Origin of the sequence: Streptomyces sp. NPDC019937 (genome assembly GCF_040631655.1) — a bacterium.
Taxonomy (GTDB): Bacteria; Actinomycetota; Actinomycetes; order Streptomycetales; family Streptomycetaceae; genus Streptomyces.
The window spans coordinates 297823-324177 of the sequence record NZ_JBEYAL010000002.1; the positions used below are offsets into that span (position 1 = coordinate 297823).

Genomic DNA, 26355 nt, shown 5'->3' on the forward strand with positions numbered 1-26355 from the left:
TCCGGCCGCCGCGGGGCCGACGGCCTCGGATGCGCCCTTACTCCGGCGGCCGCCGCAGGACGCAGTCGCCGCACAGGCCGCCGCCCGGCACCCGGTAGTACAGGCAGCAGCTGCGGCGCCGGAAGGCGGGCGGGGCGGTGGTCAGTTGGCCGGTGCCGCGCAGCGGCGGGTACGCGAACTGGGCGCGGGCCACGGCCACCGCCCGCTCCCCCGCCTCGTCCAGGCCCCGCGCCCGGCACCAGTCGTGCAGCACCCGCAGCGAACCCACCAGCGCCGAGGCGGCGTTGCCCCACAGCAGCCGGTCCGGGACCCGGTAGGCGCGGCTGACGGCGTGGTGCAGCGGCGTCAGGTGCGCGTACGCGGAATCGGCGAGCTGCCCGGCGAGCCCGCCGGGTTCGCCCTTCACCGGTGGTGTGCCGGGCCACCACAGGTCGTCGGGGGCGGTGCGCGCCGGGTTCCACCACAGCCGGTCGGGGCGGAGGTCGTACACCGCGCCGGAGAGGGCCGCGGGGCCGAGTGCGAGGGACCAGACGCGGGCGGCGAGCCCCTGGAAGGCGAGGGAGGCCGCGACCCTCGGCTCGTCGGTGCCCAGGCTCGCGGCGACCGCCTCCACCCGGCCGCGCAGCGGGGGCGCGGCGGCGCCCCCGCCGGTCAGCCGGCAGGCCGCGCCGATCCGCTCGTACCCCTCCGCAGCCGGGTCACCGGAGCCGGTGCGCAGCGCGAAGAACGGCCCCACCTCGGCGGCCCGTCCCACAGTCACCACTCAGCCGTCGGCCGGAGTACCGAACGCCTCCAGCAGCCGGTCCGCCGCCAGCGTCGCCGTCAGCGTGCCGTCGCGGACCTCCTGTTCGAGGCCGGGCGCGAGCCGGCGCACCTCGGGGTGGGCGTGCAGCCGGGCGAGCAGCTGGTCGCGGACCATGGACCAGGTCCAGCCGACCTGCTGGTCGCGGCGCTTGGCCTCCAGCGCGCCGGTGGTCTCCAGCACCCGGCGGTGCTGCTCCAGCCGCTCCCACACCACGTCGAGCCCGGTGTTCTCGCGCGCCGAGCAGGTGAGCACCGGCGGGTTCCACGGAGCGTCCGGGGGCTGCAACAGCCGCAGGGCGCCCGAGAGTTCCCGGGCGGCGGACTTGGCGTCCCGGGCGTGCGGACCGTCCGCCTTGTTGATGGTGACGACGTCGGCCAGCTCCAGGACGCCCTTCTTGATGCCCTGCAGCTGGTCTCCGGTGCGGGCCAGGGAGAGCAGCAGGAAGGTGTCGACCATGTCCGCGACGGCCGTCTCGGACTGGCCCACGCCGACGGTCTCCACCAGCAGCACGTCGTAGCCCGCGGCCTCCATCACCACCATGGACTCCCGGGTGGCGCGGGCGACTCCGCCGAGCGTCCCGGCGCTCGGCGAGGGCCGTACGAAGGCGTTGGGGTCGACGGCCAGCCGCTCCATCCGGGTCTTGTCGCCCAGGATGGAGCCGCCGGTACGGCTGGAGGACGGGTCGACGGCGAGCACCGCCACCTTGTGGCCGAGCCCGGTGAGCATGGTGCCCAGGGCGTCGATGAAGGTCGACTTGCCCACCCCGGGCACCCCGCTGATGCCGACCCGCCGCGCCCGGCCGGTGTGCGGCAGCAGCTCGATCAGCAGCCGCTGGGCGAGGTCGCGGTGGTCGGCCCGGGTGGACTCGACGAGAGTGATGGCGCGCGCGATGTACGCGCGCTTCCCGTCGAGCACGCCCTTGGCGTACTCCTCGATGTCGATCGTGCGCGGCATGGCCTACAGCTCGTGGCCGAGGTCGGCGGCCAGCTTCCGCACCAGGTCGTGGGCGGCGTCCGGGATGACCGTGCCGGGCAGGAAGACGGCGGCGGCACCGGCCTCGTGCAGGGTCTGGACGTCCTGCGGCGGGATGACGCCCCCGACGACGACGGTGATGTCCTCACGGCCCGCCTCGGCCAGCTGCTCGCGCAGCGCGGGCACCAGCGTGAGGTGTCCGGCGGCCAGCGACGAGACGCCGACGATGTGCACATCGGCCTCCACCGCCTGCCGGGCGACCTCCTCCGGCGTCTGGAACAGCGGGCCGACGTCGACGTCGAAGCCCAGGTCGGCGAAGGCGGTCGCGATCACCTTCTGGCCGCGGTCGTGCCCGTCCTGGCCCATCTTGGCGATCAGGATGCGGGGGCGGCGGCCCTCGGCGCTCTCGAACTTCTCCACCAGCGCGCGGGTGCGGTCCACGCCGGACGACGGTCCGGCCTCGTCTCGGTACACACCGGAGATCGTACGGATCTGGCCGGAGTGGCGGCCATAGACCTTCTCCAGCGCGTCGGAGATCTCCCCGACGGTGGCCTTGGCGCGGGCGGCGTCCACGGCGAGCGCCAGCAGATTGCCCTCCATGCCGCCGCCGGGGCCGGATTCGGCGGCGGCGGTGAGCGCGCGCAGCGCGTCCTGGCAGGCGGTCTCGTCGCGCTCGGCGCGCAGCCGCCGCAGCTTCTCGAGCTGCTGGGCGCGCACCGCGGAGTTGTCGACCGCCCGGACCTCGATCCGCTCGTCGCTGCCACCTTCTGGCCGGTACTTGTTGACGCCGATCACCGGCTGGCGGCCGGAGTCGATCCGCGCCTGGGTGCGGGCCGCGGCCTCCTCGACGCGCATCTTCGGAATGCCCGCGTCGATGGCCTTGGCCATGCCGCCGGCCGCCTCGACCTCCTCGATGTGCTGCCAGGCCCGCCGCGCGAGGTCGTGGGTCAGCCTCTCGACGTAGGCGCTGCCGCCCCACGGGTCGATCACCCGCGTGGTGCCCGACTCCTGCTGGATCAGCAGCTGGGTGTTGCGCGCGATCCGGGCGGAGAAGTCGGTGGGCAGGGCGAGGGCCTCGTCGAGGGCGTTGGTGTGCAGCGACTGGGTGTGGCCCTGGGTGGCGGCCATGGCCTCGACACACGTTCGGGTCACGTTGTTGAAGACGTCCTGCGCGGTCAGCGACCAGCCGGAGGTCTGCGAATGGGTGCGCAGGCTGAGCGACTTGGGGTTCTTCGGGTCGAACTGCTTGACCAGCTTGGCCCACAGCAGCCGCGCCGCCCGCAGCTTGGCGATCTCCATGAAGAAGTTCATGCCGATCGCCCAGAAGAACGACAGCCGCGGCGCGAACGCGTCCACGTCCATCCCGGCGTCGAGCCCGGCCCGCAGGTACTCCACTCCGTCGGCGAGGGTGTACGCCAGCTCCAGGTCGGCCGTGGCCCCGGCCTCCTGGATGTGGTAGCCGGAGATGGAGATGGAGTTGTAGCGCGGCATCCGCTGCGAGGTGAAGGCGAAGATGTCGGAGATGATCCGCATCGACGGCTGCGGCGGATAGATGTAGGTGTTGCGGACCATGAACTCCTTGAGGATGTCGTTCTGAATGGTCCCGGCCAGCTTCTCAGGCGGTACGCCCTGCTCCTCGGCGGCCACGATGTAGAGCGCGAGGACGGGCAGCACCGCGCCGTTCATCGTCATCGACACCGACATCCGGTCCAGCGGGATGCCGTCGAAGAGCTGCCGCATGTCGTAGATCGAGTCGATGGCCACGCCCGCCATGCCGACGTCCCCGGTGACCCGGGGGTGGTCGCTGTCGTAGCCGCGGTGGGTGGGCAGGTCGAAGGCGACCGACAGGCCCTTCTGCCCGGCCGCGAGGTTGCGGCGGTAGAACGCGTTGGACTCCTCGGCGGTGGAGAAGCCCGCGTACTGCCGGATCGTCCAGGGCTGGTTGACGTACATCGTCGGGTACGGGCCGCGCAGATACGGCGCCACGCCGGGGTAGGTGTCCAGGAAGTCCAGCCCGTCCAGGTCCTCGGCGGTGTACAGCGGCTTGACGCCGATGCCCTCCGGGGTGTCCCACACCAGGTCCTCGACGCCCTTGCCGACGCTGTCCCGCACGGCGGCGGCCCAGGCGGCGGAACCGGCACCACTGCCGGGCGCCGGTCCGTCGAACTCGACGGCCGAGAAATCCGGGATCCTGCCCGCTTCCACCGGCTTGCCGCCCATCACCGCACCCCCATGATGTCCAGAGCCGAGGACAGCACCTCGACCGCGTCGCAGCCGGCGAAGACGAAACCGTCCACCCCGGCCCGCTCGTACTCGTCTCGCAGTGTCCCGGGCCGCCCGGCCAGCAGGACCCGGGCCGCCCCGGCGGCCTTCAGCCGCGCCGCCACGGCCGCCGCCTGCTCCGCGTAGACCTTGTCGCCGGAAACCAGGCAGGCCACCGTGGCGCCGCTCGCGGCGAACGCCGCGGCCACCGACTCCGCGTCGACCGTCGCCGGTTCCTGCACGGTCTCGATGCCTCCCGCCTGGAAGAGGTTGGTGGCGAAGGAGGCGCGGGCGGTGTGCACGGCCGCGGGTCCCAGCGCGGCGAGGAACACCCTCGGCCGGGCGCCCCGGTCGGCCGTGTGCGCGTCGGAGCGGGCGCGCAGCGCCTCGTACGCCTCGTCGCGGCGCACCCGCGGCAGCCCGCCGCCGGGCCGCTCGGGAGCGGCGGCGCGCGTCACCGGCGGCTCGGCCAGGTGCGGGAACTCGCTCACGCCGGTGATCGGCTCCTTGCGGCGGGCGAGGTCGCGCGAGCGGCGCTCCCAGGTGGCGGCCAGCCGGTCGCGCACCAGCCCGGAGGCGAGGGCGGCGGCCAGTCCCCCGGCCCGCTCGATCTCCTGGAACCAGGCCCACGCGGCGCGGCAGATGTCCTCGGTCAGCGACTCGACGTACCAGGAGCCGCCGGCCGGGTCGATCACCCGGGCCAGCCCCGACTCCTCCAGCAGGATCGTGGAGGTGTTGCGGGCGATACGGCGGGCGAAGTCGTCCGGCAGGCCGATCGCGCTGTCGAACGGCAGCACCGTGACCGCGTCGGCGCCGCCGACCCCGGCGGCCAGGCTCGCCACGGTGGTGCGGAGCATGTTCACCCACGGGTCGCGCCGGGTCATCATCACCGGCGAGGTGACGGCGTGCTGGCGCTGGGCGCACTGCGGTGCGCCCGCCGCCGCCCCGCACGCCTCGGCCACCCGCGCCCACAGCCGCCTGGCGGCGCGCAGCTTGGCGATGGTGGTGAACTGGTCGGCGGTGGCCGCGTAGCGGAACTCCAGCTCGGCGCAGGCCGCCTCGACCGTCATCCCGGCCCCGGTCAGCGCGCGCAGATACGCCACTCCGGCGGCCAGCGAACAGCCCAGCTCCTGGGCCACCCCGCCACCGGCCTCGTGGTACGGCAGCGCGTCCACGGTGAGGGCCCGGACGCCGCGGTGGTCGCGGTAGCAGGCGACCGCCAGATCGGCGGCGGCCGCGAGGTGGGCGGGCAGGTCCGCGTCCCGGCCGGTGCGGGCCACCAGGCCCAGCGGGTCGGCGCCCAGGTTGCCGAGCGCCGCGTGCGGCGGCACCTGACGGTCGGCGTACAGCCGCAGCAGGGCGCGCGCCGCGGCCTCGAAGTCCGCGCCCGCGTCCAGGACGACGGGCGCGAGGTCGAGGTAGACGCCCGCCAGGGCCTCGGGCAGCGCGTCGACGGCCACCCCTCCCTCGCCGACGGTCAGCCACACCGACCCGGCGCCGTTCTCCAGGTCCGCGAGCACGGCCCGGTTGGTGGAGCCCGCGTCCGGGTGGGCGTGCAGGGGGCGTACGTCCCAGCCGGAGACGGCGGATCCCGCGGGGCGCGCGCCGCGAAGGTACGGGGCGAAGCCCGGATAGCCGGAGTGGCCGGGGTCCTGGGGGGCGTCCTGGGCGGTGTAGAGGGGGCGGACGGTGATCCCGTCCTCGATCTCGGTCGCGAGGGCCGCTTCGGCCTGTACGCCCGTGGCGTCCGACGCGCCGGTTTTGCGCAGCACGCCTTCCACGAGGCGATGCCATTCGTCTCGCGTCACATCCGGGAATTCATCGGCTAGGGGAAGCCCGTCGGGCAGGACCGTCATGAAAGTGAGGCTAATGGCCTCGGCTAAAGGCGCAGCAGAGGGTAGGGCTGTGAGCTTACTCTCGGCCCAGGATGCCCGCTTCCGACCGATTACTCGCCGGTAAGTCCAGTGTTTATGGGGACCGTAGGGGTTGCCGCGGCACCGGGCGAGGGTGCGGTCGCGGGGGCCGGTGTCCGGGGGCTCGCGGTGTGCTCGCGGCGCGCTCACGACCGCGGGAGAAGTGCTCTCACACAGAGGCCCGCCCGGTGCGACGGGGGATGCACACCGGGCGGGCTCGATGACCTTTTTACCGCATCCGGCGGGGGTTATGCATCAAAAATCTGTTCGCTTCTTCGTCCACCAGGCCACGGGGGGCGAGATCAGGCCACGTGCGCGGATCGAAGGCTCCACCGCAGCTCCTCCCTGGGCACGTCGAGGCACAGCCCCGGAAAACGGAACAACAGCGTGGCCAGAGCGATGTCGGTCTCCACCCGGGCCAGCGGTGCGCCGAGGCAGTAGTGGATGCCGTGGCCGAGGGCAAGGTGCCCGGATCGGCCAATATGCGGATTGAGTGCGTCCGGGTCCTGGAAGTCCTCCCGGGGGAAGCGGCGGATGGCGAGCGGGGCCGGGGCCTCGCAGCGGGCCGGCTCGTCGAAGGCGGCCGGGAAGCGGGCGGGGTCCGCGCGCAGTTCCCCGAGCAGACCGGGGTGGCCGGACAGCAGATCGTCGCCGGGTTCGGCGCGCTTCTTCGCGATGAGGCCGGTGCAGAAGCGCAGCATGGCGCCGACCGCCCCCTTCGCGGCCTCCGGCCGCGGCCGGGGTCCGGGGTGATCGGCGCGTCGCTCCAGGCGCGGACGTCGCGGCGGTCGCCCTCCGGGACGCCGAGCAGATCGCAGACGACGATGACGGGCAGTTGTCCGGCGTACGTGGCGAACAGATCCGCACGGCCCTCCGCCTCGATGGCGTCGAGCAGTTCACCGGCGACACGGCGGACCGGCGCGCGCAGCTTCTCGACCCGGCCGGGGGTGAACGCCTTGGCCACGAGGCGGCGCACCCGGGTGTGGTCCGGCGGGTCCATGGTGAGCAGGTTCGCGTCCAGGGCTGGCGGCAGGCAGAAACCGCTGAATTTGCCCGGCGCGGCGGTGTTGGCGGTGTCAGCGGTGTTCTGCATGGCTCCCGACCTCGGAGAGTGCCGTCGGTCCAGTTCAGTGGCCGGGAGGCGGCGCCGGGGCTGAATCTCCCCGACGCCGCCTGCGCCACGGGCGGCCCCGACCCCCGTCCAGGGCCACCTCGTTCTTGGTCCCCCCCCGTTCACCGCCGCGGGCCGTGCCTTTCTGCTTGAATCAGCAAACCGCGTCCGAGCGCCGCTGCTTCCCCTTCGGCAGCAAGTTGCCAATCGCCGCACCGCGCCGCTTGAGCCTTGACACGCGCGATCTCGGGGGGCCGCGCAGCGGCGGTCAGCAGGGGCGACGGTGGGGTGGTTCAGGCCCCGGCCGCTGCCGCGTGGAGCCGGTGCGATCGCGGTAACGGGCCGTCAGTCCGGACTCGCCCGCGCGGAATCCCTGCCGCCGGATGTCCGGCCCGGCAGGACGCGGGGGGCCGTCGCCGGCATCGGGCAGGATCAGCGGCGGCGCGGCGGTCGGCGCCGCCGTCGCGCGCCGCGCGTCATCGCGGCGTCTCCCCCAACTCGCCGGGAGCGGACCTGCCGCACGCCCCGGCGGCGCGCCCCGCCTGCCCGGCCCGCTCGCCGGGCACGTCGTACACCAGCGGCCCGCCCCCGAACCCGTCGGGGTGTGCCGGGTGGACGTACGGGGTCATGGGCGGACGGCTCTGATGGGCCGTCACCGGGCGGGCATTTCGGGCGGATCCGTGCTCGCCGCCCACAGACCGGCCGACGGGTCGGCGAAGGAGCAGCGGGGCTGCCGGCCGGGCGGCCGGGCGGCGGCCCCGATGTCCGCTTGCTGCCAGCGGACAACGGCCGAACCGGAGCAGTCGCCGGTCACGAACAGCGTCGTACGGACCGGCGGCCGTCCCCGTCGTTCGGCATGGCAGCGACGGTGGTGCCGCTCAGTCCACGCTCTGGAGAATGTGCGGCTCGGCCAGATCGTCCTCGTAACCGGCGAGACGAATCGGCGCGGAGCGAGCCCACACCTCCAGACTGCCCACTTCCGGCGGCTCCGCCCGCCTCCCGCCGTTCTCCGTGTGTGACTCGTCGCTCATCGTCTGCTCGGGGGCCACCGCACACTCCCTCGTGGTCGGCTGAACCGGATCTGTCGTCAGGTTAACGAGCACTTGAAGGCTCCGCCCGTCGATTCCCAAGGACTGGACAAACACCGAGGACCCCGGCCGAATGCTCCGCGCCGAGTGGCCACCGGCCGCCATCCGTGGTGAGCTGGGACGGGAGGGGGTGGGGCTTGTGCCAGCCGAACGGGCGAGGAGCCCACGGGGCGCCCGGCCCGCGGTTCTCATGCTCGCGGCGCTCCTCGTGCTCGCCACGCTGGGTGGTTGCCGCGGCGGGGCGGGCCCGGACGGAAGCGCGGAGCGCGGCCGGTCCCCCTTCACCGGGCAGTCCGCGAGGCCCGCGCCCGTCCTCGCCGTGAAGATCGACAACACCGGCCGGGCCCGCCCCCAGACCGGCCTCGGCGCGGCCGACCTCGTCTATGTCGAGCAGGTGGAGGGCGGGTTGAGCCGGCTGCTCGCGGTCTTCTCCGGCCGGCTGCCCGCCACCGTGGGGCCGGTGCGCAGCGCCCGCGAGAGCGATCTGGAACTGCTGCGCCAGTTCGGGCGCCCGGCGCTCGCGTACTCGGGCGTCCAGTCCCGGCTGCGGTCCGCCGTGGACGCCGCGCCGCTGTACCCGCTGCCGCCCGGTACGGCGCCGCGCGCCTACTTCCGCGGTACGGAGCACCCCGCGCCGCACAACCTGTACGTGCGTCCCAAAGCCGCGCTGCGGGCGGCTCCGCACGCCTCGGACGCCTCGGACATCGGCTTCCGCTTCGGTGCCGCTCCGCCGGGCGGGGAACCAAGGAAGCGGCAGACGGTGCGCTATCCGTCCGCCGGCTTCACCTTCACCTGGTCCGCCACCGGCAAGCGGTGGCTGGTGGCGATGGACGGCACCCCGGCCCGCACCACCGACGGCGGGCGGCTGGGCGCCGCCACGGTCGTGGTGCAGCACACGACGCTCCGCTCCTCGCGCTTCCACGATGTGCTCGGCAGCGTCACGCCCTTCACCGAGACGGTCGGGGCGGGCACCGCGCTGGTGCTGCGCGACGGCAAGGCGTATGAGACGCGCTGGTCACGGCCGGGAGCGGGGGGCGGCACCACCTTCACGACCACGGACGGCGACCGGATGACGTTCGCTCCGGGCCCGGTGTGGGTGGTCCTCGCGGCGCGGTGAGCCGTCTCACTGGGTAGACAGTCGCGGCGTGCACAGCGCCCGGGGCGAGGAGATCCGAGGTATTGCCGCTCCAGCGGGCCGGTGGCGGCATTTCGACGCGCCATCTCCCGCCTCTCATCCGATGTTTCTGGTGCGCGAGGGGTTCCGGTTCCTCCGGAAGGGCTGCATCATGCCGAGGGGTTCAGCCCGAGGAACTTCAGGCATGTACGTGACCATGCCTGCGACGAGGGCTCCCCCGGTCCCCGAACGCCGGACGGCTGGATCTCGAAACCCTGGAGTGTCATGTCACCCGCACCCACCAGAAGGACCGTCGTCGGTGGCGCCCTGGCCACCGGAACCCTCGGGCTCACCGCGCCGGTCACCGTCGCCCACGCGGCCCCCGCCACGGCCCCGGACACCGCCCGGCAGACCTCCCCCGACCCCTGGACCACCGTCCTGGACGACGCCGACATGGTCTGGCAGAAGATGCCCCGGACCTGGTACGAGGGCCCGTACCTCGGCAACGCCCGGCTGGGCTCCGGCATCTACGCCGATCCGGACACCCCGGGGGCCGTCCGCTTCAACGTCCAGCACACCGAAGTGCAGGACCACCGGCCCGAGTTCGGCTCGCTCTTCGGGCTCGCCCGGCTTCCGATCGGCCACTTCACCCTGGAGCCGGTCGGCACGATCACGGCCGTCGACTGGCGGCTGCGCCTGCGCGACGCGGAGCTGACCGGCACGATCACCACCGACCGGGGCACGCTGACCCTGCGCGCGCTGGTGCACAACTCCCGCTCGGTCATGGCGATCGAGGTCACCCCCACCCGTGGCGAGACGGAGTTCCGCTGGGTGTTCCACCCGGCCGAGGCCATCAGCCCGCGCGTCGCGTTCAAGCCGCTTCCCGACGGCTACACCGGCAATCCCCCGGCCACCGTGGAGGATCACCACGGCGTCCGGGCCGCCGTACAGCCGCTGCTCGCGGGCGGGCAGCATGTGACGGCCTGGCGGGAGCGCACCCGCTCCCGGCGCCGCACCCTCTACGTCACGGTCGCGCACTCCCACCCGCGCACCACCGCCCGTGACCGCGCGCTGAAGACCGTCCGGGCCGCCTCGGCGCTGCCGTACGACGTGCTGGCGGCCACCCACCGCACCTGGTGGCACGCGTATTACCGCAAGAGCTTCCTCTCGCTCCCCGACGCCCGCCTCCAGCGCTTCTACTGGATCCAGCTGTACAAGGTGGCCTCGGCGGCCCGCGCCGACGCGCCCGTGATGGCCACCAGCGGACCATGGCTGGAGTCCACACCGTGGCCCGCCACCTGGTGGAACCTCAACGTGCAGCTGGAGTACTGGCTGATCCACGGCTCCAACCACCTGGAGCTGGACGCCGTGACCCGCGCCCTCGGCGAGTTCCGCGACAACCTCTCCAACCAGCTCGACACCCCCTACCGCAAGGACTCGGCGGGCATCCCGCGCACCACCGACATCCACCTGGTCAACGGCGGCGCCGTGGCGAACGGCGGCTTCGCCGTCGGCATCCCCGGCCAGGATCCGCCCACCCCCGAGGTCGGCAACCTCACCTGGGCGCTGCACAACGTGTGGCTCACCTACCGCCACACCATGGACATCACGATCCTCCGGGACGTGGTCTTCCCCCTGCTGCGCAAGGCCGTCGCGTACTACCTGCACTTCCTCACTCCCGGCAGCGACGGCAAGCTGCATCTGCCCGCCACCTTCTCGCCCGAGTACGGGGTGAACGCCCCGGACTGCAACTACGACCTGATGCTGCTGCGCTGGGGCTGCGCCACGCTGCTGGACTCGGCGAAGATCCTCGGCGTCGACGATCCGTCGGCCCCGCGCTGGCGGGAGGTGCTGACGAAGCTCACCCCGTATCCGGTCGACGAGAACGGCTTCATGATCGGCGCGGGGGTTCCGTTCGCCAAGTCCCACCGCCACTACTCCCACATGCTCGCCGTCTATCCGCTGTACGAGGTGACCTGGGAGGACCCCGGCCGGCGGGAGCTGATCGAGAAGTCCCTCAACCACTGGGTCGGCTTCGAGGGCGCGCTGCAGGGCTACACCTTCACCGGCGCCGCCTCGATGTCCGCGCAGATGGGGCGCGGCGAGGACGCGCTGAAGTACCTGGGCGAGCTGATGACCCGCTTCATCCAGCCGAACACCATGTACAAGGAGTCGGGTCCGGTCATCGAGACCCCGCTGTCGGCCGCGCAGTCGCTGCACGACATGGTGTGCCAGAGCTGGGGCGGGGTGATCCGGGTGTTCCCCGCGCTGCCCGCCGCCTGGCGCGATCTCATGGTGCACGACTTCCGCACCCAGGGCGCGTTCCTGCTGAGCGCGGCGCGCGAGGGCGGGGTGACCCGCTGGGTGCGGCTGCGCAGCGAGGCGGGCGCGCCCTGTGTCGTACGGCATTCCCTGCCCGACAGCATCGAGGTGCACGACGAGCGCGGGCGGCGGCTGTCGTACGAGCGTGTCGGCGCGGGGACGATCCGGATCGCGCTGGACAAGGGGCGCGAAGCGGTGATCACGGCACGCGGCGATCACCCGGACATGACGGTCGCGCCGGTCGAGCCGAACGGGGCGGCGCCGCGCTGGGGACTCCCCGCCTCCTGACGCCTCGTCACCCGGTGCGGGGGCCCCTTCTCCGCACCACGGGGAAACGAAGGGGGATGGGTCACAGCGCGCGCCGGTCAGGCGTGCCCCGGCCATTCCGGGTTACACCATGAGGCATGGGACCGATCAGTGACATCGACCGGCAGCTGTTCGCGCGGGTCGCGGCCAGCCGGCTGCGGGGCGCTCATCCCCTCCTGCCCCGGCTGAGCCGGGCCGCCGACCACGGCAAGCTGTGGTTCGGCACGGCCGCCGTGCTCGCGGCGGTGGGCGGGCGCACCGCGCGGCGGTCGGCGCTGCGGGGCATCGGCTCGCTCGCGGCCGCCTCGATGGCGTCGAACCTGGTGGTGAAGTGGACCGTGGAGCGCCGCCGCCCGGTGATGGACGCCGTGCCGCTGGTCCGACGGCTGCGCCGGCAGCCCTGGACCAGCTCCTTCCCCTCCGGGCACTCCGCCTCGGCGGCCGCCTTCGCGACCGGGGTCGCCATCGAGTCGTCCCGGTACGGCACCCTGGTCGCGCCGCTCGCCGCCGCGGTCGCCGCCTCCCGGGTCTATGTGGGCGTCCACTACCCGAGCGATGTGGTGGCCGGGGTCGCCCTGGGGGTCGGGGCCGCCGCGCTGACCTGCCGCTGGTGGCCGCCGCGGCCGGAGACCCCGGCGCAGGCCCGGCCGCGGGTCTCGGCGCCCGCCCTGCCCAAGGGCGAGGGGCTGGTGGTGCTCGTCAACCACAGCGCGGGCAACGCGACGGCCGCGGGCGGGTTCACCGACGCCGAGCAGCTGGAGGTGCTGCTGCCCGCGGCCGAGATCCTGGAGTGCGGGCCCGACGACGACTTCATGACGCTGCTCGGACAGGCCGCCCGCCGGGCCGCCGAGCGGGCCGGGGCGCTGGGGATCTGCGGCGGGGACGGCAGCGTCAACGCGGCGGCCGCGATCGCCGCCGAGAGCGGGCTGCCGCTCGCCGTCTTCCCCGGCGGCACCCTCGACCACTTCGCGCTGGACATCGGCGTACCGAACTTCGAGGACACCGCGCACGCGGTGACCGAGGGCGACGCGGTCGCCGTGGACCTCGCCCGGGCCACCCCGCTCGCCGGGGGCGAGGGGACCAGCCACTTCGTCAACACCTTCAGCCTCGGCTTCTACCCCGAGCTGGTGCGGATCCGGGAAAGCCTGCAGGGCCGGCTGGGCAAGTGGCCGGCGGCCGCCGTCGCGCTCGGCCGGGTGCTGCGCACGGCCACCCCCATGGAGATCGAGGTCAACGGGCACCAGCGGCGGCTGTGGGTGCTGTTCATCGGCAACGGCGGCTACTCCCCCGAGGGGTTCGCGCCCGCGTACCGCCAGCAGCTCGACGACGGGCTGCTGGACGTCCGGGCCATCGACGGGGACCAGCCGCTGGCCCGCACCCGGCTGCTGTTCTCGGCGCTGACCGGCACCCTCGGGCGCTCGCGCGTCTATACGACCCGCCGGATGCGGCAGCTGCGGCTGTCCGGGCTGCACGCCCTGGACACCCGCGCCTACGACGGTGAGATCGCGGCGGAGCCCGCGGAGGCGCTGCTGATCGACAAGCGGCCCGGGGCGCTCACCGTCTACCGGCCCGCCCAGCCGCAGAACGAACTGCTGCAGCGGGCCCGCACGGCCGCCGCCAAGGCGAAGTGGTGGCGTGCCGTACTACGCAAGTAGTACGGGCAAGTCTGTGCTCAAGGACGACGACGCAGCGGGGTCCGACCCTCAAGGATGAGGGCATGGACGGAAGTGGATCGGCCCAGGGGGCCTCGACGTGACCTCGCTCGCGCTGTCGGTGCTGCTGGCACTGGCCTCGTCGGTGTGCTACGCCGCCGGGGCCATCCTCCAGGAGCATGTCGCGGCGACCACGCCGCTGGGCGCCACCGGGCCGCTGCGGCGCGGGCGCTGGTGGGCCGCGGTGGCCCTGAACGGGGCCGGTGCGGTCCTCCACGTGCTCGCGCTGGCCTACGGCCCGCTGAGCGTGGTGCAGCCGCTGGGCGCGCTCACCATCGTCTTCGCGCTGCCGATGGCGGCGGTGTTCGTACGGCGCCCGGTCGGCGCGGCGGGCTGGCGGGGCGCGCTGCTGGCCACCGCGGGGCTGGCCGGGCTGCTGTCACTGACCGGTACCTCGCGGGCCCAGGCGCTGTCGGGCGGGGAGCGGGTCACGGTGACCGTGGTCACGCTCTCCTTCGTCGCGGCGCTGGTGCTGGTCGCGCGCTGGCTGCCGCCGGGCGGACTGCGCGGGGGGCTGCTGGCCACCGCCGCGGGGACCGCCTTCGGCATCTCCTCGGTGTTCGTCAAGAACGTCGCCGTGGAGGGGAGCTGGGGTTCCTGGGCCCATGTCCTGCCCAGCCTCGTCATGATCGGGCTGCTGGCCGGGGGCGGGGTGCTGCTGTCCCAGGCGTCGTACCACGGGGCCGGGCTGGCGGCGCCGCTCGCGACGGCCACGGTGGTCAACCCCGTGGTGGCGACGGTCGTGGGCATCACCGCGCTGGGCGAGCACTTCCGGCACGGCACGCCGGGCACGCTGCTGGCGGTGCTCGCGGCGCTGGTGGCCACCACGGGGCTGGTGATGCTGACGGTGCACAGCGCGGAGACCGGGGCGGACGCCGTGCGGCGGCCGGAGGACGACGGCCCCGACGATCAGCCGCCCGCGCCCCGGGCCCCCGAGGCCCCGCCCCGGCTGACCCGCCGGATCCCCCGGCCCCGGCACCCGGTCCGCAGGCGCACCCCCGACCGCGGCGGGGCGGTGCTCCAGGCGCACCGATAGCGCCTCAGCGGGTGCGGTTCCGGCCGACGTAGACGTTCCGGGCCCGGTAGTACGTGTCGCCGCCGGGTCCTGAGGAGCCTGATGAGCCCTCCATCTGGAGGTTGATGATGAGCCACAGCGGCTTGCCGACGAAACCGGCGCCGCGGTGGACGGCCTTCCAGGTGCCGTCGAGGTAGTAGTGGATGTCCACGTCGGTGGCGTTCACCTTGGTGATCCAGGCGCGGTAGGTGTGCCAGTTGCCGGGGCCTGAGACGCCGACGATCGTGCTGGAGACGTCGGAGGAGCCGCGGAAGGTGTTGAACCAGTTGTCGGAGTTGCCCTTGAACTCCAGGATGTCGCTCTCCGGCGGCCAGCTGTTGACGCCGGTCAGCCAGAAGGCGGGCCAGGTCCCGGCCGCGCTCGGCGCCTGGAACTCGCCCTTGACCTCGTAGTCGGGGAACTGGTCGGTCACCACGATCTGGTTCTTCGCGTGCACCGCGCCCGAGTGGTAGCGGATCGGCAGGTGCGGGGACGAGCCGCTGGTGCCCTCGTCCCAAGTGATGCGGGTGGCCTTCAGGGTGAGCACCCCGGAGGCGAGGGTGATGTGGTTGTGGTCGGTGGGGCTGCCGTACATCCGGGCGCTGCCGTTGTGGTCGGAGCCCCACGGGTAGAGGTAGTTCCACTCCGCCTCGAAGGCGCCGTAGCTCCCGAAGGAGCCGTTGATCACGTCTTCCCAGGTCGCCGCCGGTGCGGCGGCCGCCGGGCGGGGCCACCCGGCCAGGGCCGCGGCACCGCCGAGGGCGGCGGCCCCGCTGAGGAATCTCCTGCGTCCGTACGACTCGCCCGGTGCTGACACGCCACGCATGGCCGCCTCCCGAAGTCCGAAACTTCGAACACAAGCAAACAGGAGCCACCACAATCCCGCGGCCCCCAGAAGACGTCAACGGTTCGGGACGGAGCCCGGCGGGGAAAGGTCCGGCGCGGGACGGTGTGTTAACCGGACGTTAGCTCTCGGTCCGGAGGCTGTACGCCGCCCCCTGTCCGCACCGACGCTGCGTTGCGCGGCGACCGCCCCACCGGCGGCCGGCCCGCTCCCGCACGTATCAGGAGGCCCAGTGAGCGACACCGGCTCAGCACAACAACCCCGTACCCCCTGGCGAGCCGTGCTCGGCGGCTCGATCGGCAACCTCGTCGAATGGTTCGACTGGTTCGTCTACGCCAGCTTCGCCACCTACTTCGCCGGTGCCTTCTTCCCCAAGGGCAATGACACCGCGCAGCTCCTCAACACCGCGGGCATCTTCGCCGTCGGATTCTTCATGCGCCCGATCGGCGGCTGGCTGCTGGGCCGGTACGCCGACCGGCGCGGGCGCAAGGCCGCCCTCACCCTCACCGTGACGCTGATGTCGGCCAGCGCCCTGCTCATCGCCATCGCGCCGACGTACGACCAGGTGGGCTACTTCGGCGCGTTCGTGCTGCTGGTGGCCCGGCTCCTCCAGGGCCTCTCGGTCGGCGGCGAGTACGCGGCCAGCGCCACCTACCTCACCGAGGCGTCCCGGCCCGGCCGCCGCGGCTTCGTCTCCAGCTTCCAGTACGTCTCCATGACCATGGGCCAGCTCATCGGCCTCGGACTGCAGATCGTGCTCCAGCACACCATGTCCGACGACGCGCTGCACTCCTACGGCTGGCGCATCCCGTTCATCGTGGGTGCCGTGGCCGCCGCGGTGGTCTTCTGGCTGCGGCGCAACCTGCTGGAGACCGAGGCGTACACCGAGGAGGAGGGCGCTGGGGACGGGTCGGCCGAGCGCGGGAGTCTTCGTCAGCTGCTGCTCCACCGCAAGGAGGCGGCGCTGGTCATCGCGCTGACCATGGGCGGCACGGTCGCGTACTACACGTACACCACCTATCTCACCAAATACCTGTCGAACACTGCCGGGTTGAGCAAGAACGACGCGTCGCTGGTCAGCTTCTGCGCGCTGTTCCTGTTCATGCTGCTCCAGCCGGTCGCCGGATCGCTGTCGGACCGGATCGGCCGCCGGCCGCTGCTGATCACCTTCGGCATCGGCTCGATGCTCGGCACCGTGCCCATCATGACCGCGCTCTCGCACACCGACACCTTCCTCGGCGCGCTGCTGCTCTCGCTCGCGGCGCTGGTCATCATCACCGGCTACACCTCCATCAACGCGGTGGTGAAGGCCGAGCTGTTCCCCACCCATGTCCGGGCGCTCGGCGTGGCGCTGCCGTACGCGGTGGCCAACGCGCTGTTCGGCGGCACGGCGGAGTACGTCGCGCTGTGGTTCAAGAACGCCGGCGCGGAGTCCGGCTTCTACTGGTACGTCTCCGGCTGCGCCGCCGTCTCGCTCGTCGTCTACCTCACCATGCGCGAGACCCGGGACACCGCCCTCACCCGCGAAGCGGCCGAGAAGACGGCCGCCGAGGACTTGCGGAAGAGCGCTGTCTGAGCCATCGGCCCAGCGCATACGCTGTGGCCCATGCACGTTCTCCTGGTCGAAGACGACGACCGGCTGGCCGCCGCGCTGACCGCGGCGCTGGACCGGCTGGGGCACCAGGTCGTCCGCGCCGGGCGCGCCGACGACGCGCTCCGGCTCAAGGACGGCGCCGACTTCGTCCTGCTCGACCTGGGGCTGCCCGACATGGACGGGCTGGAGGCGCTGCGCAGGCTGCGCCGCGCCTCCGCCGTCCCGGTCATCGTGGTCACCGCCCGGTCCGCCGAGCGGGACGTGGTCCGGTCCTTGCGCGGCGGCGCCGACGACTACCTGGTCAAACCGTTCCGCACGGCCGAGCTGGTCGCGCGCATGGAGGCCGTCGTCCGGCGCGGAACCCGGCCGCTCACGGCGGCGGGCCCGGTGGTCGCGGTCGGCGGCGTGACCATCGACCTGGCCACCCGGCAGCTGGAGGTGGACGGCCGTCCCGTGGCCCTCACCCGCCGGGAGTTCGACGTGCTGGCGCTGCTCGCCCGCGAACCCGGTGTCGTCCGCAGCCGCGAGGAGATCCTGGACGCGGTCTGGGGCGACCTGCTGCTGTCGGCGTCCCGCTCCCTCGACGTCCACATCGCCGGAATCCGTTCCAAGACCGGCCGTCCGGAGCTGGTGGAGACGCTGCGCGGCACCGGATACCGGCTGGGTACCGGCGGATGCACCTGAGGATCCTGACGGTCTACACCGTGCTCATCGCGTGCCTGGTGGCCGCGCTCGCGGTGCCCTTCGCCCGCGCGTACTCCTCGCACCGCACCGGGCAGCTGCTGCTGGAGCGGCGCGCGGACGCCACCCGCCTGGCCGAACTCGCCGACCAGGCCATCCGGGACGGGTACACCACCGGGCTCGTCCAGGAGGTCTCCCGCTACCACCAGCTGTACGGCACGGCGGTGGAGATCCGCGGCCGGGACGGCGAGCGGGTCGCGGGCGGCGGGGCCTGGGAGCGCGGGCCCGCCGAGCGGGCGCTGTCCGGCCGTACCACCGGGAACCTGCCCCTGGTCACCCCGTTCGGCCCGGACGCGGTGGTGATCGCCGAGCCGGTCGGCCGGGACGCCCAGGTCTCCGGCGTGGTGCTCATGCGGGTGGCCACGGCCACCGCCCGGCGCGAGGTGGCCCTGGTGTGGGCGGCGGTCGCGGGTGGCTCGCTGATCGCGGTGGCCTGCGCCCTGATCGCCGCGCGCCGCCTCGCGCGGTGGATCCTGCGCCCGGTGACCGAACTGGACGTCACCACCCGGGCCATCGCCGAGGGCCGGATGGACGCCCGGGTGCGCAACGGCGGCCACGGGCCCGCCGAACTGCGGCTGCTGGAGCGGCGGTTCAACGCCATGGCGGACGCGGTCTCCGCCGCCCTGGAGCGGCAGCGCGCCTTCGTCGCGGACGCCTCGCACGAACTGCGCACCCCGCTGACCGTGCTGTCGCTGCGGCTGGAGAACCTGGAGCCGCACCTGCGGGAATCCGGGAGCGGCGACTACGCCGAAGCGCTCGCCGAGGTCGACCGGCTGGCCGAACTGCTGGAGGACCTGCTGGAGCTGGCCCGGGTGGAGGCCGGGACGGCCGCCCCCGAGCCGATCCCGCCCACGGCGCTCGCCGCGCGGCTCGGCACCTGGCGCGAGGTGCACGCGGCGCGCGGGCTGACCCTGGTGGTGGACGTCGAAGCGGCGGGCCCCGACGCCCCGCCGCTGCCCGCCCCGGCCGCCCGGATCGCGGACATCGCGCTGGACAACTCGGCCAAGTTCGTGCCGTCCGGCGGCACGGTCACCGTCTCCCTCGACGCCGCCGGAGCGCTGCGGATCACCGACGACGGCCCCGGGCTCACCCCCGACCAGCTGGCGGCGGCCCCGGGACGCTTCTGGCGCGCACCGGACCACGGGAACGTGCCCGGCAGCGGTCTGGGCCTCGCCATCGCCGCCGAACTGGCCCGCTCCTGCGGCGCCGAGCTGACCCTCCGCTCCGCCGAGCCCCACGGCCTGGTGGTGGAGCTGCGGCTGCCCGGTCAGCCGTAGGCGGCGCGGTAGTACGCGGCGGCGCCCGGGTGGAGGGGGACCGTGCCGGTGCCGATGGCGTAGCGCTCGTCCAGGCGGCTGCCCGGCGCGTCCGGCACCGCCAGCCGGTCGCGGCGCTCGAAGAGCACCCCGGTGAGCGCGCGGGCCGTGCCGTCGGCGAGCGCGGAGCGGCATACGAGATAGCTGGGCGTGCCCACGGTGGGGGTCGGCTTCCGCGTGCCGTACACCCCGGCCGGGATCGAGACCTCCTCGTAGACCGGTCCGTGCGCGCCGCGCAGCGCGCGGGCGAACCCGCCGAGCGGGATCAGGCGGAGCCGGTGGCGGCGGGCGAGCCGGGCGATGGCCCAGGTGGGGGCGCCGCCGGACCAGAAGAAGGCGTCCACGGACCCCCGGGTGAGCGCGTCGGCGGATTCGCCGAGCCCGAGGCGTACGGCGCGGATGTCGCGCACCCCGGCCGTCGCGAGCACCCGTCCGGCGGTCGTCGAGGTGCCGGACGCGGCGGCGCCGAGGGAGACCGTGCGCCCGGCCAGCTGGGCGGGGTGCTCGATCGTGGAGTCGGCGGGCACGACCAGGTGCAGATAGTTGAGGTACAGCCGGGCGAGGGCGGCGATCGGCACCGGCCGCCGGAAGGTGCCGCGCCCCGCGGCGGCGTCCGCCGCGCTGTCGGCGAGAGTGAGCGCGGTGTCGGCCCGGCCGTCGCCGAGCATGCGCAGGTTCTCCACGCTCGCGGCGGTGGTGAGCACCGTCACGGTGAGCCCGTGGTGGGCCCGGTGCGCCTCGGTGGCCAGTCTGCTGCCGAAGGTGGCGTAGGGCCCGCCCCGGGGGCCGGTGGCCAGCCGCACCCGGGCGGAGGGCCCGGGGTCCGAACAGCCGGCGAGCCCGCCCGCGGCGAGCGCCAGCAGCAGGCGGCGTGGGACGGTGTGCACGCGGCGATGCTAACCGCCGCGGTGGGGTGCGCAGGAGCGCCGGACGTCGCCGTCAGCGGGCCATCGCGCTGAGCTGGGCCCACACCACGCGGCCGCCGGCCGCCCCCGGCCGGTCGCCCCACGCCTCGGTCAGGGCCCGGACGAGGGCCAGGCCACGGCCGCTCTCGTCCTCCACGCCCGCTTCGCGGGGCATGGGGCCGAGCGGGCCGCCGCCCTGGTCGGCGACCTCGACGTACAGCGAGCGCCGCTCCTGGGCGCGCAGCACGCACAGGATCTGCTCGCTCGCGGTGTGCACGAGGGCGTTGGTGAACAGCTCGGACATCACCAGCTCCGCCGCGCCGCACACGTCCTCGTCGAAGCCCCAGCCGGGCACCAGACTCCGGACGAGCCGACGCGCGGCGCCGACCGAGGCGCCCCGGGCGGGCAGCTGCAAGGTCTCCTGGCGGAGGGCCGTGTCAATACCGGCGGAGCTCATGTGAGGGGCCATCGTCGAGCGTTGACGCAATGCCACGGCCATGTGCCTTCCGTCCGTCTACCTGTGGGGGCGTGAATGCCGTACGTGAATGCCGCAAGTGCGCGACAGGGCAGCCACGTTGGGACCGGTCACGACGCCACTATCGTTCCTGCGAGCATCAGTTGGCAAGACGCGTTCTGCAAAATGCAGAATGACCGACGCAGTCTGTGTCGCCCATGGCGAGCATGGCACACTGAGTCGCACAACACACCGTCCGAGGAGGAACGACGTGGGTGAAGCGCGGTCTGCCCCGACCGTCGGGCAGATGGTCCTCGGCATGCGGCTGCGGCACCTCCGTGAGCGGGCCGGGGTCAGCTATGACGCGGCCGCCAAGGCGCTGCACGTCAACCAGACCACCGTGCGCCGGATGGAGAAGGCCGAAGTCGGCCTGAAGCTCCCGTACGTCGAGAAGCTTCTCCAGACCTACGGCGTCGGACAGGACGAGGTGGAGTCCTTCCTCGGGCTCGTGGAGGAGGCCAACCAGCCCGGCTGGTGGCACCGGTTCCGCGATGTGCTGCCGGACTGGTTCAGCCTCTATGTGAGCCTGGAGGGCGCCGCCAGCCGGATCCGCGCGTACGAACCGCACTTCGTGCCCGGCCTGCTGCAGACGGAGGACTACGCCCGGGCACTGCTGCGCATCGGCTTTCCGCAGGGCACCGACCAGGAGATCGACCGCCGGGTCGCCCTGCGGATGGAGCGTCAGGAGCTGCTGTCCAGACCCGACGGGCCGCATCTGTGGGCCGTCATGGACGAGACGGTGTTCCGTCTGCACATCGGCGGGCCGCAGATCATGCGCGCCCAGATCGACCACCTCATCGAGACCGTCCAGATGCCGAACGTGACCCTGCAGGTGGTCCCGTTCGCCTCCGGGCCGCATCCGGGCATGGGCGGTCCCTTCCAGCTGTTCCGGTTCCAGATCCCGGAGCTGCCGGACATCGTCTACGCCGAGGGCCTGACCGGCGCCGGCTATCTCGACCAGCGCACCGATGTGGCCGCCTATCTGGAGGCACTCGACCGGATGGGCACCCAAGCCACACCGGCGCGCCGCACGGAGAGCTTTCTCCGTGGGATTCGCAAGGAGCTGTGACTGTGGATCAGGTAGAAGACGTCTACAACGGCATGCCGGCCACCCGCCTGGCGACGGAAGGCTGGCGAAAGCCCTGGAGCGGCCCCAACGGCGGTGCGTGCGTGGAGGCCCTGAGGCTGCACGACGGGCGGATCGCCCTGCGGCAGTCGACGGACCCCGACGGCCCCGCCCTGATCTACACCCACCATGAAATGGAGAGGTTCATCCAGGGCGCCAAGGCCGGCGCCGCGGATTTCCTCCTCTCCCGACCCGACAACCCCAACCTGACCACCTCGGCGGGTACCGCACCGGAACGGAGGGCGGCGTGACCGACTACGGACTCGCCCCGGACCAGCAGATCGACACCACCAAGCCGCACCCGGCTCGGATGTACGACTTCTATCTCAACGGCAAGGACCACTACGAGGTCGACGCGGAGGCCGCCGGAAAGGTCCTGTCGGTCTACCCGACCGTCAAGCTCAACGCCACGGTCAACCGCGGCTTCATCCACCGGGCGACGCGCTGGCTGGCCGCCGAGGCGGGCATCCGGCAGTTCCTGGACGTCGGCACCGGCATCCCCACCGAGCCGAACCTGCACCAGGTCGCGCAGAGCGTGGCCCCGGACGCCCGGGTCGTCTACACCGACAACGACCCCATCGTCCTCGCCTACGCCCAGGCCCTGCTGCGCGGCACCCCCGAGGGGCGCACCGCGTACGTCCAGGCCGATGTGCGCGAGCCGCGGCGGATCATGTCGGCGACCGAGCTGAACGAGACGCTCGATCTGAGCGAGCCGGTCGCGCTGTCGGTGAACGCGCTCTTCCACTTCATTCCGGAGGAGGAGAAGCCGTACGAGATCGTGGCGGAGCTGATGGACGCGCTCGCCCCGGGCAGCTATCTGATGCTGACGCACTCCACGGCCGACTTCCACGCGGAGACCTGGCAGAAGGTGATCGCCGTGTACAAGGAGAGCGGCATATCCTTCACGACCCGCAGCAAGAGCGAGGTCGAGGCGTTCTTCGACGGTCTGGAGCTGGTCGAGCCGGGCGTCTCGGAGCCGCACGACTGGAAGCCGGGCCCCGGCGACCGCCCGGACGAGATCCGCAGCGCGGACATCAACATGTGGGCCGGAGTGGCCCGCAAGCCGTAGCGGACACCCCCTACGGCTCCTCCGGGCCGTCGACGGTGAAGCCGAGCACCGCGCCGCCGCCGGGGCGGGGGCGGGCGAAGACCGTGCCACCGTGCGCGAGGGCGACCTCGTGCACGATGGCGAGCCCCAGCCCGGAGCCGGGCAGGCTGCGCGCGCCGGGGGCGCGGTAGAAGCGGTCGAAGATCCGCGTCCGGTCCTCCTCGGCGATGCCGGGGCCCCGGTCGCGTACTTCGACGCGGTGCCCGGTCACCACGACCTCGACGGGCCCGGTGCCCTCCCGGTCGAACTTGGCGGCGTTCTCCACCAGGTTGGAGACCGCGCGCAGCAGGGCGCCGGGGTGGCCCTCGACGAGGGTGTCGCCCTCCGCCCGTACCGTGATCTCACGGCCGGTGCGGCGGCGGGCGAGGGTCGCGGCCTTGGTGGCGACCTCGTCGAGGGACACCTCGGTGCGCGGTTCGTCGTCCCGCTGGCCGGCCGCGAGGTCCACCAGCTCGTTGACGAGGTCGGTCAGCTCCCGGGTCTCCCCCGCCAGATCGGCCAGCAGCTCCTCGCGCGCGGCGGGCGGCAGCTGCTCGAAGCGGCTCAGCAGCGAGATGTTGGTGCGCAGCGAGGTGAGCGGGGTGCGCAGTTCGTGGCCGGCGTCCTGGACGAGGCGCCGCTGGTCGTCCTTGGAGCGGGCGAGCCGGCCGAGCATGCCGTCGAAGGCCCGTCCCAGCCGGCCCACCTCGTCGTCCCCGGCGACCGGGACCGCCACCTCCATCCGCCCGGTGGCCGCCACGCTTTCGGCGACCCGGGTGAGCCGTACCAGCCGCCGGGTGATGCGTCCGGCGAGCCACCAGCCGGCCAGCCCGGCGGCCATGATGATCGCGACGACGAACAGCGCGGTGCGCTTCTGCAGCTCCTGCAGCAGGTCCTCGGTGTCGCTGATCTGCTGGGCCACCTGGACCGCGCCGCGGCCGTCGCCGAGCGCGACGGTGGCCATCCGGTACTGGTCCTCGCCGATGGAGATGTTGCGCTGCCGCATGGTGCCCGGGGCGGTGTCCGCGGCGGTCTCCCGGTCCTCCTCGCCGACCGGCAGCGGGGGCTTGCCCTCGTCGTAGACGCTGCCCCGGCCGCCGAGCACCTGGACGTCCATGCGGCTGATCCGGCGCAGGTCGTCGCGCAGCCCGTAGGGCACCGGGACCTCGGAGGGATACTGCCGCAGGACCACCTTCTGGCCCCGGACCTGGGTGCGCAGATCGCGGACGACGTCGGTGAACGCGGACTTCTGGTCGACCCGCACCAGCCCGGCCGCGGCGTCGTAGCTGAGGAAGCCCACCAGGAGGGTCACCACGGACGCGAGCGCCGCGAAGGAGAGCGCGAAGGTGGTGTGCAGGCTGGGCCGCGGCCCGCGGCGGGGGCGGAAGCGCACGTTCACTCCTCCCGCAGGGTGTAGCCGACGCCGCGCACCGTGTGGATGAGCGGGGCGCGCCCGGTCTGGTCGACCTTGCGGCGCAGATACCCGATGTACACGGCCAGGTTCTTCGATCCGGGGCCGAAGTCATAGCCCCAGATGCGAGAGTAGATCGTGGCATGGTCGAGGACGATGCCCGCGTTACGGGCCAGCAACTCCAGGAGGTCGAATTCGGTGCGGGTCAGCTCCAGCTCCGTACCGCTCCGCCACACCCGGCGCGCCGAGGGGTCGAGCCGGAGGTCGGCGACCGCGAGGGTGGCGTCGTAGGCGGCGTCCTCCGCCGCGGGCTCCGGTATGGGGGCGACGCGGCGCAGCAGCGCGCGCAGCCGGGCGAAGACCTCCTCGACCTCGAACGGCTTGGCCACGTAGTCGTCGGCGCCCGCGTCCAGCCCCTCGATCCGGTCGGCGGTCTCCACCCGCGCGGTGAGCATGAGGATGGGGGTGCGGTCGCCCTCGGCGCGCAGCACCCGGCACACCTGGACGCCGTCCACGCCCGGCATCATCACGTCCAGCACGATCACGTCCGGGTGCTCTCGGTGGATGGCCGCCAGGGCCTCGACGCCGTCGGACACCGCGGTGACCCGGTATCCCTCCAGTATCAGGGCGCGCTCCAGCGCATGGCGGATGGCGCGGTCGTCCTCGGCGAGCAGCACGGTGTTGGTCACAGGACGAGTCTGCCAAGACCGCCCGGGAGCGATCGCCCTCGCCCCCGCGGAGCTGCGGTTCTTACCCGGCTCTCACCTTATCCACGCGACCGGCTTACCGAGCCGGGACAGGGTACCCAGTACGTCCCGGGGGGATCGCGCCCCGGTGTTGCCACCGGCCGGAGAGACACCGCATGAAGATCGCATTCCTGCTGCACAACGCCTATGGGATCGGCGGAACGATACGCACCACGCTGAATCTCGCCGCGGCGCTCGCGGAGCGCCACGAGGTGGAGATCGCGTCGATGATGCGCCACCGCGCGACGCCGCGCTTCACGCTCGATCCGCGGGTGCGGCTGGTGCCGCTGGTCGACACGCGTCCCGGCGGCCTGGACGCGCAAGATCCGCTGTTCGCCGAGCCCACTCGGGACTTTCCCGTCCACGAGAAGCGGAACCACCAGTACAACCGGCTGATGGACCTGCGGGTCGCCCGGTATCTGGAGGGCTGCGACGCCGACGTGATCATCGGCACCCGGCCGGGCATCAATGTGTACCTGGCCCGTTTCGGCCCGCGCAAGGCGCTGCGCATCGCGCAGGAGCACCTGCGGTACGAGGCGCACAGCAAGAAGCTGCGGGCCGAGCTGACGCCGTTCTACCGCACGCTGGACGCCGTGGTCACCACGACGGAGGCGGACGCGGCGGTGTACCGGGCGAAGATGCCGCTGCCGGGGGCGCGGACCCTGGCGATCCCCAACAGCGTCCCCGAACCGGCGGCCGAGCCCTCCGAGGGCACCGCGCCGGTGATCGCGGCGGCCGGCCGGCTGGTCCGCGGCAAGCGCTTCGACCTGCTGATCGACGCCTTCGCCGAGGTCTCGCCCAAGCATCCGGACTGGCGGTTGCGGATCTACGGCGGGGGTGCCCAGAAGGAGCAGCTGCAGGAGCGCATCGAGGAGCTGGGGCTGGCCGGGAGCGCCGAGCTGATGGGGCCGTACTCGCCGATCGAGGAGGAGTTCGCGAAGGCGTCGATCGTCGCGGTCGCCTCGGACGCCGAGTCGTTCGGGATGACGATCGTGGAGGCCATGCGCTGCGGGGTGCCGGTGGTGAGCACGGACTGCCCGCTCGGCCCCGCCGAGATCATCGAGGACGGGGTCACCGGGCGGCTCGTACCCGTGGGCGACAAGCAGGCGCTGGCGCAGGCGCTGCGGGACCTGATCGACGACGGGCCGGGCCGCCGCGCGATGGCCGCGGCGGCGCTGGAGAGCGCGCGGAGGTACGACCCGGAGCCGATCGCCGAGCGCTACGAGCGGCTCTTCGAGGAGCTGACGTCCAGCCGGTTCGCGCGCTCCTGGGAGCGCGCGAAGATCCGGCTGCGGGCCCGCTACCGCCGTACGGTCCGCCGCTGGAAGCGTGCCTTCCGCCGCCGTCTGCCCGCGGCGGGCGGGACGGGCGCGAAGGCCTGACGGGCCGCCCGGGCCTGCCGGGCGGCTTTC

The 26355-nt window shown here is 73.2% G+C and carries 23 protein-coding genes and 1 pseudogene; 11 read left to right on the forward strand and 13 right to left on the reverse strand.

Features of this window, described 5'->3' with window-relative positions; genetic code table 11:
• Positions 1-37: 37 nt before the first annotated feature.
• The 8 genes and pseudogenes from ABZ562_RS03025 to ABZ562_RS03060 form a co-directional block, all read right to left on the reverse strand.
• Positions 38-763 carry a (2Fe-2S)-binding protein gene (locus tag ABZ562_RS03025; RefSeq protein WP_361473157.1) on the reverse strand — a complete coding sequence of 242 codons (726 nt, stop codon included), beginning with the start codon at positions 761-763 and terminating at the stop codon, positions 38-40.
• On the reverse strand, positions 764-1759 hold the full coding sequence (gene meaB / locus ABZ562_RS03030) for a methylmalonyl Co-A mutase-associated GTPase MeaB (protein ID WP_361473160.1): 996 nt from the start codon (positions 1757-1759) through the stop codon (positions 764-766).
• 3 nt (positions 1760-1762) lie between these two features.
• On the reverse strand, positions 1763-3997 hold the full coding sequence (gene scpA / locus ABZ562_RS03035) for a methylmalonyl-CoA mutase (RefSeq protein ID WP_361473162.1): 2235 nt from the start codon (positions 3995-3997) through the stop codon (positions 1763-1765).
• Positions 3997-5895 (reverse strand): methylmalonyl-CoA mutase subunit beta, encoded by a 1899-nt coding sequence (locus tag ABZ562_RS03040; protein WP_361473165.1) that lies wholly within the window; start codon positions 5893-5895, stop codon positions 3997-3999. Before ABZ562_RS03040 ends, scpA begins: the two co-directional genes overlap by 1 nt.
• Before the next feature lie 312 nt (positions 5896-6207).
• Positions 6208-7189, reverse strand: a pseudogene (locus ABZ562_RS03045) (cytochrome P450).
• A 350-nt stretch (positions 7190-7539) separates the two neighbouring features.
• Positions 7540-7692 carry a hypothetical protein gene (locus ABZ562_RS03050; RefSeq protein ID WP_361473168.1) on the reverse strand — a complete coding sequence of 51 codons (153 nt, stop codon included), beginning with the start codon at positions 7690-7692 and terminating at the stop codon, positions 7540-7542.
• A gap of 23 nt (positions 7693-7715) precedes the next feature.
• Positions 7716-7877: a hypothetical protein gene (locus ABZ562_RS03055; RefSeq protein ID WP_361473171.1), complete on the reverse strand. Its 162-nt coding sequence runs from the start codon at positions 7875-7877 to the stop codon at positions 7716-7718.
• Positions 7878-7941: 64 nt separating this feature from the next.
• On the reverse strand, positions 7942-8112 hold the full coding sequence (locus ABZ562_RS03060) for a hypothetical protein (RefSeq protein ID WP_361473276.1): 171 nt from the start codon (positions 8110-8112) through the stop codon (positions 7942-7944).
• A gap of 229 nt (positions 8113-8341) precedes the next feature.
• On the opposite strand from ABZ562_RS03060, the gene ABZ562_RS03065 reads away from it, so the two are divergent.
• The 4 genes from ABZ562_RS03065 to ABZ562_RS03080 all read left to right on the forward strand — a co-directional run bounded on the left by ABZ562_RS03065 (position 8342) and on the right by ABZ562_RS03080 (position 14641).
• Positions 8342-9268 carry a DUF3048 domain-containing protein gene (locus tag ABZ562_RS03065; protein WP_361473174.1) on the forward strand — a complete coding sequence of 309 codons (927 nt, stop codon included), beginning with the start codon at positions 8342-8344 and terminating at the stop codon, positions 9266-9268.
• A 282-nt stretch (positions 9269-9550) separates the two neighbouring features.
• Positions 9551-11875: a glycoside hydrolase family 95-like protein gene (locus ABZ562_RS03070; protein ID WP_361473177.1), complete on the forward strand. Its 2325-nt coding sequence runs from the start codon at positions 9551-9553 to the stop codon at positions 11873-11875.
• Positions 11876-11991: 116 nt separating this feature from the next.
• Positions 11992-13548: a phosphatase PAP2 family protein gene (locus tag ABZ562_RS03075; RefSeq protein ID WP_361473180.1), complete on the forward strand. Its 1557-nt coding sequence runs from the start codon at positions 11992-11994 to the stop codon at positions 13546-13548.
• Between the two features lie 97 nt (positions 13549-13645).
• Entirely contained in the window at positions 13646-14641 is a 996-nt protein-coding gene (locus ABZ562_RS03080; RefSeq protein WP_361473182.1) for a DMT family transporter, read from the forward strand.
• A gap of 4 nt (positions 14642-14645) precedes the next feature.
• On the opposite strand, the gene ABZ562_RS03085 is transcribed toward ABZ562_RS03080, so the two are convergent.
• Complete coding sequence (locus tag ABZ562_RS03085; RefSeq protein WP_361473185.1) at positions 14646-15485, reverse strand: glycoside hydrolase; 840 nt, start codon at positions 15483-15485, stop codon at positions 14646-14648.
• A gap of 250 nt (positions 15486-15735) precedes the next feature.
• Between ABZ562_RS03085 and ABZ562_RS03090 the strand changes: the two genes are divergently transcribed.
• The 3 genes from ABZ562_RS03090 to ABZ562_RS03100 are packed head-to-tail and all read left to right on the forward strand — an operon-like array spanning position 15736 to position 19115.
• The gene (locus ABZ562_RS03090) at positions 15736-17079 is read left to right on the forward strand and encodes an MFS transporter (RefSeq protein WP_361473188.1); all 1344 of its coding nucleotides are present in this window, start codon (positions 15736-15738) and stop codon (positions 17077-17079) included.
• 30 nt (positions 17080-17109) lie between these two features.
• Positions 17110-17781, forward strand: a complete 672-nt coding sequence (locus ABZ562_RS03095) for a response regulator transcription factor (RefSeq protein WP_361473190.1) — start codon at positions 17110-17112, stop codon at positions 17779-17781.
• The gene (locus ABZ562_RS03100) at positions 17772-19115 is read left to right on the forward strand and encodes a HAMP domain-containing sensor histidine kinase (RefSeq protein ID WP_361473193.1); all 1344 of its coding nucleotides are present in this window, start codon (positions 17772-17774) and stop codon (positions 19113-19115) included. The genes ABZ562_RS03095 and ABZ562_RS03100 overlap by 10 nt, the downstream gene beginning before the upstream one ends.
• Here the strand turns inward: ABZ562_RS03100 and ABZ562_RS03105 are convergent.
• Entirely contained in the window at positions 19106-20041 is a 936-nt protein-coding gene (locus tag ABZ562_RS03105; protein WP_361473195.1) for a TAXI family TRAP transporter solute-binding subunit, read from the reverse strand. The two genes, ABZ562_RS03100 and ABZ562_RS03105, sit on opposite strands and share 10 nt — an antisense overlap.
• A 52-nt stretch (positions 20042-20093) precedes the next feature.
• Positions 20094-20516: an ATP-binding protein gene (locus ABZ562_RS03110; protein WP_361473198.1), complete on the reverse strand. Its 423-nt coding sequence runs from the start codon at positions 20514-20516 to the stop codon at positions 20094-20096.
• Positions 20517-20784: 268 nt separating this feature from the next.
• Here ABZ562_RS03110 and ABZ562_RS03115 point away from each other — a divergent pair, with 268 nt between their 5' ends.
• The 3 genes from ABZ562_RS03115 to ABZ562_RS03125 are packed head-to-tail and all read left to right on the forward strand — an operon-like array spanning position 20785 to position 22768.
• Entirely contained in the window at positions 20785-21642 is an 858-nt protein-coding gene (locus ABZ562_RS03115) for a helix-turn-helix transcriptional regulator (RefSeq protein WP_361473201.1), read from the forward strand.
• A 2-nt stretch (positions 21643-21644) separates the two neighbouring features.
• Complete coding sequence (locus ABZ562_RS03120; protein ID WP_361473204.1) at positions 21645-21950, forward strand: DUF397 domain-containing protein; 306 nt, start codon at positions 21645-21647, stop codon at positions 21948-21950.
• Positions 21947-22768 (forward strand): SAM-dependent methyltransferase, encoded by an 822-nt coding sequence (locus tag ABZ562_RS03125; RefSeq protein WP_361473207.1) that lies wholly within the window; start codon positions 21947-21949, stop codon positions 22766-22768. Before ABZ562_RS03120 ends, ABZ562_RS03125 begins: the two co-directional genes overlap by 4 nt.
• A gap of 10 nt (positions 22769-22778) precedes the next feature.
• Here ABZ562_RS03125 and ABZ562_RS03130 read toward each other — a convergent pair whose 3' ends face one another.
• Together ABZ562_RS03130 and ABZ562_RS03135 are read right to left on the reverse strand one after the other, a co-directional pair.
• On the reverse strand, positions 22779-24179 hold the full coding sequence (locus ABZ562_RS03130; RefSeq protein WP_361473210.1) for a HAMP domain-containing sensor histidine kinase: 1401 nt from the start codon (positions 24177-24179) through the stop codon (positions 22779-22781).
• Positions 24180-24181: 2 nt separating this feature from the next.
• The gene (locus tag ABZ562_RS03135; protein ID WP_361473213.1) at positions 24182-24886 is read right to left on the reverse strand and encodes a response regulator transcription factor; all 705 of its coding nucleotides are present in this window, start codon (positions 24884-24886) and stop codon (positions 24182-24184) included.
• Between the two features lie 173 nt (positions 24887-25059).
• On the opposite strand from ABZ562_RS03135, the gene ABZ562_RS03140 reads away from it, so the two are divergent.
• On the forward strand, positions 25060-26325 hold the full coding sequence (locus ABZ562_RS03140) for a glycosyltransferase family 4 protein (RefSeq protein WP_361473215.1): 1266 nt from the start codon (positions 25060-25062) through the stop codon (positions 26323-26325).
• The last annotated feature ends 30 nt before the right edge of the window (positions 26326-26355 follow it).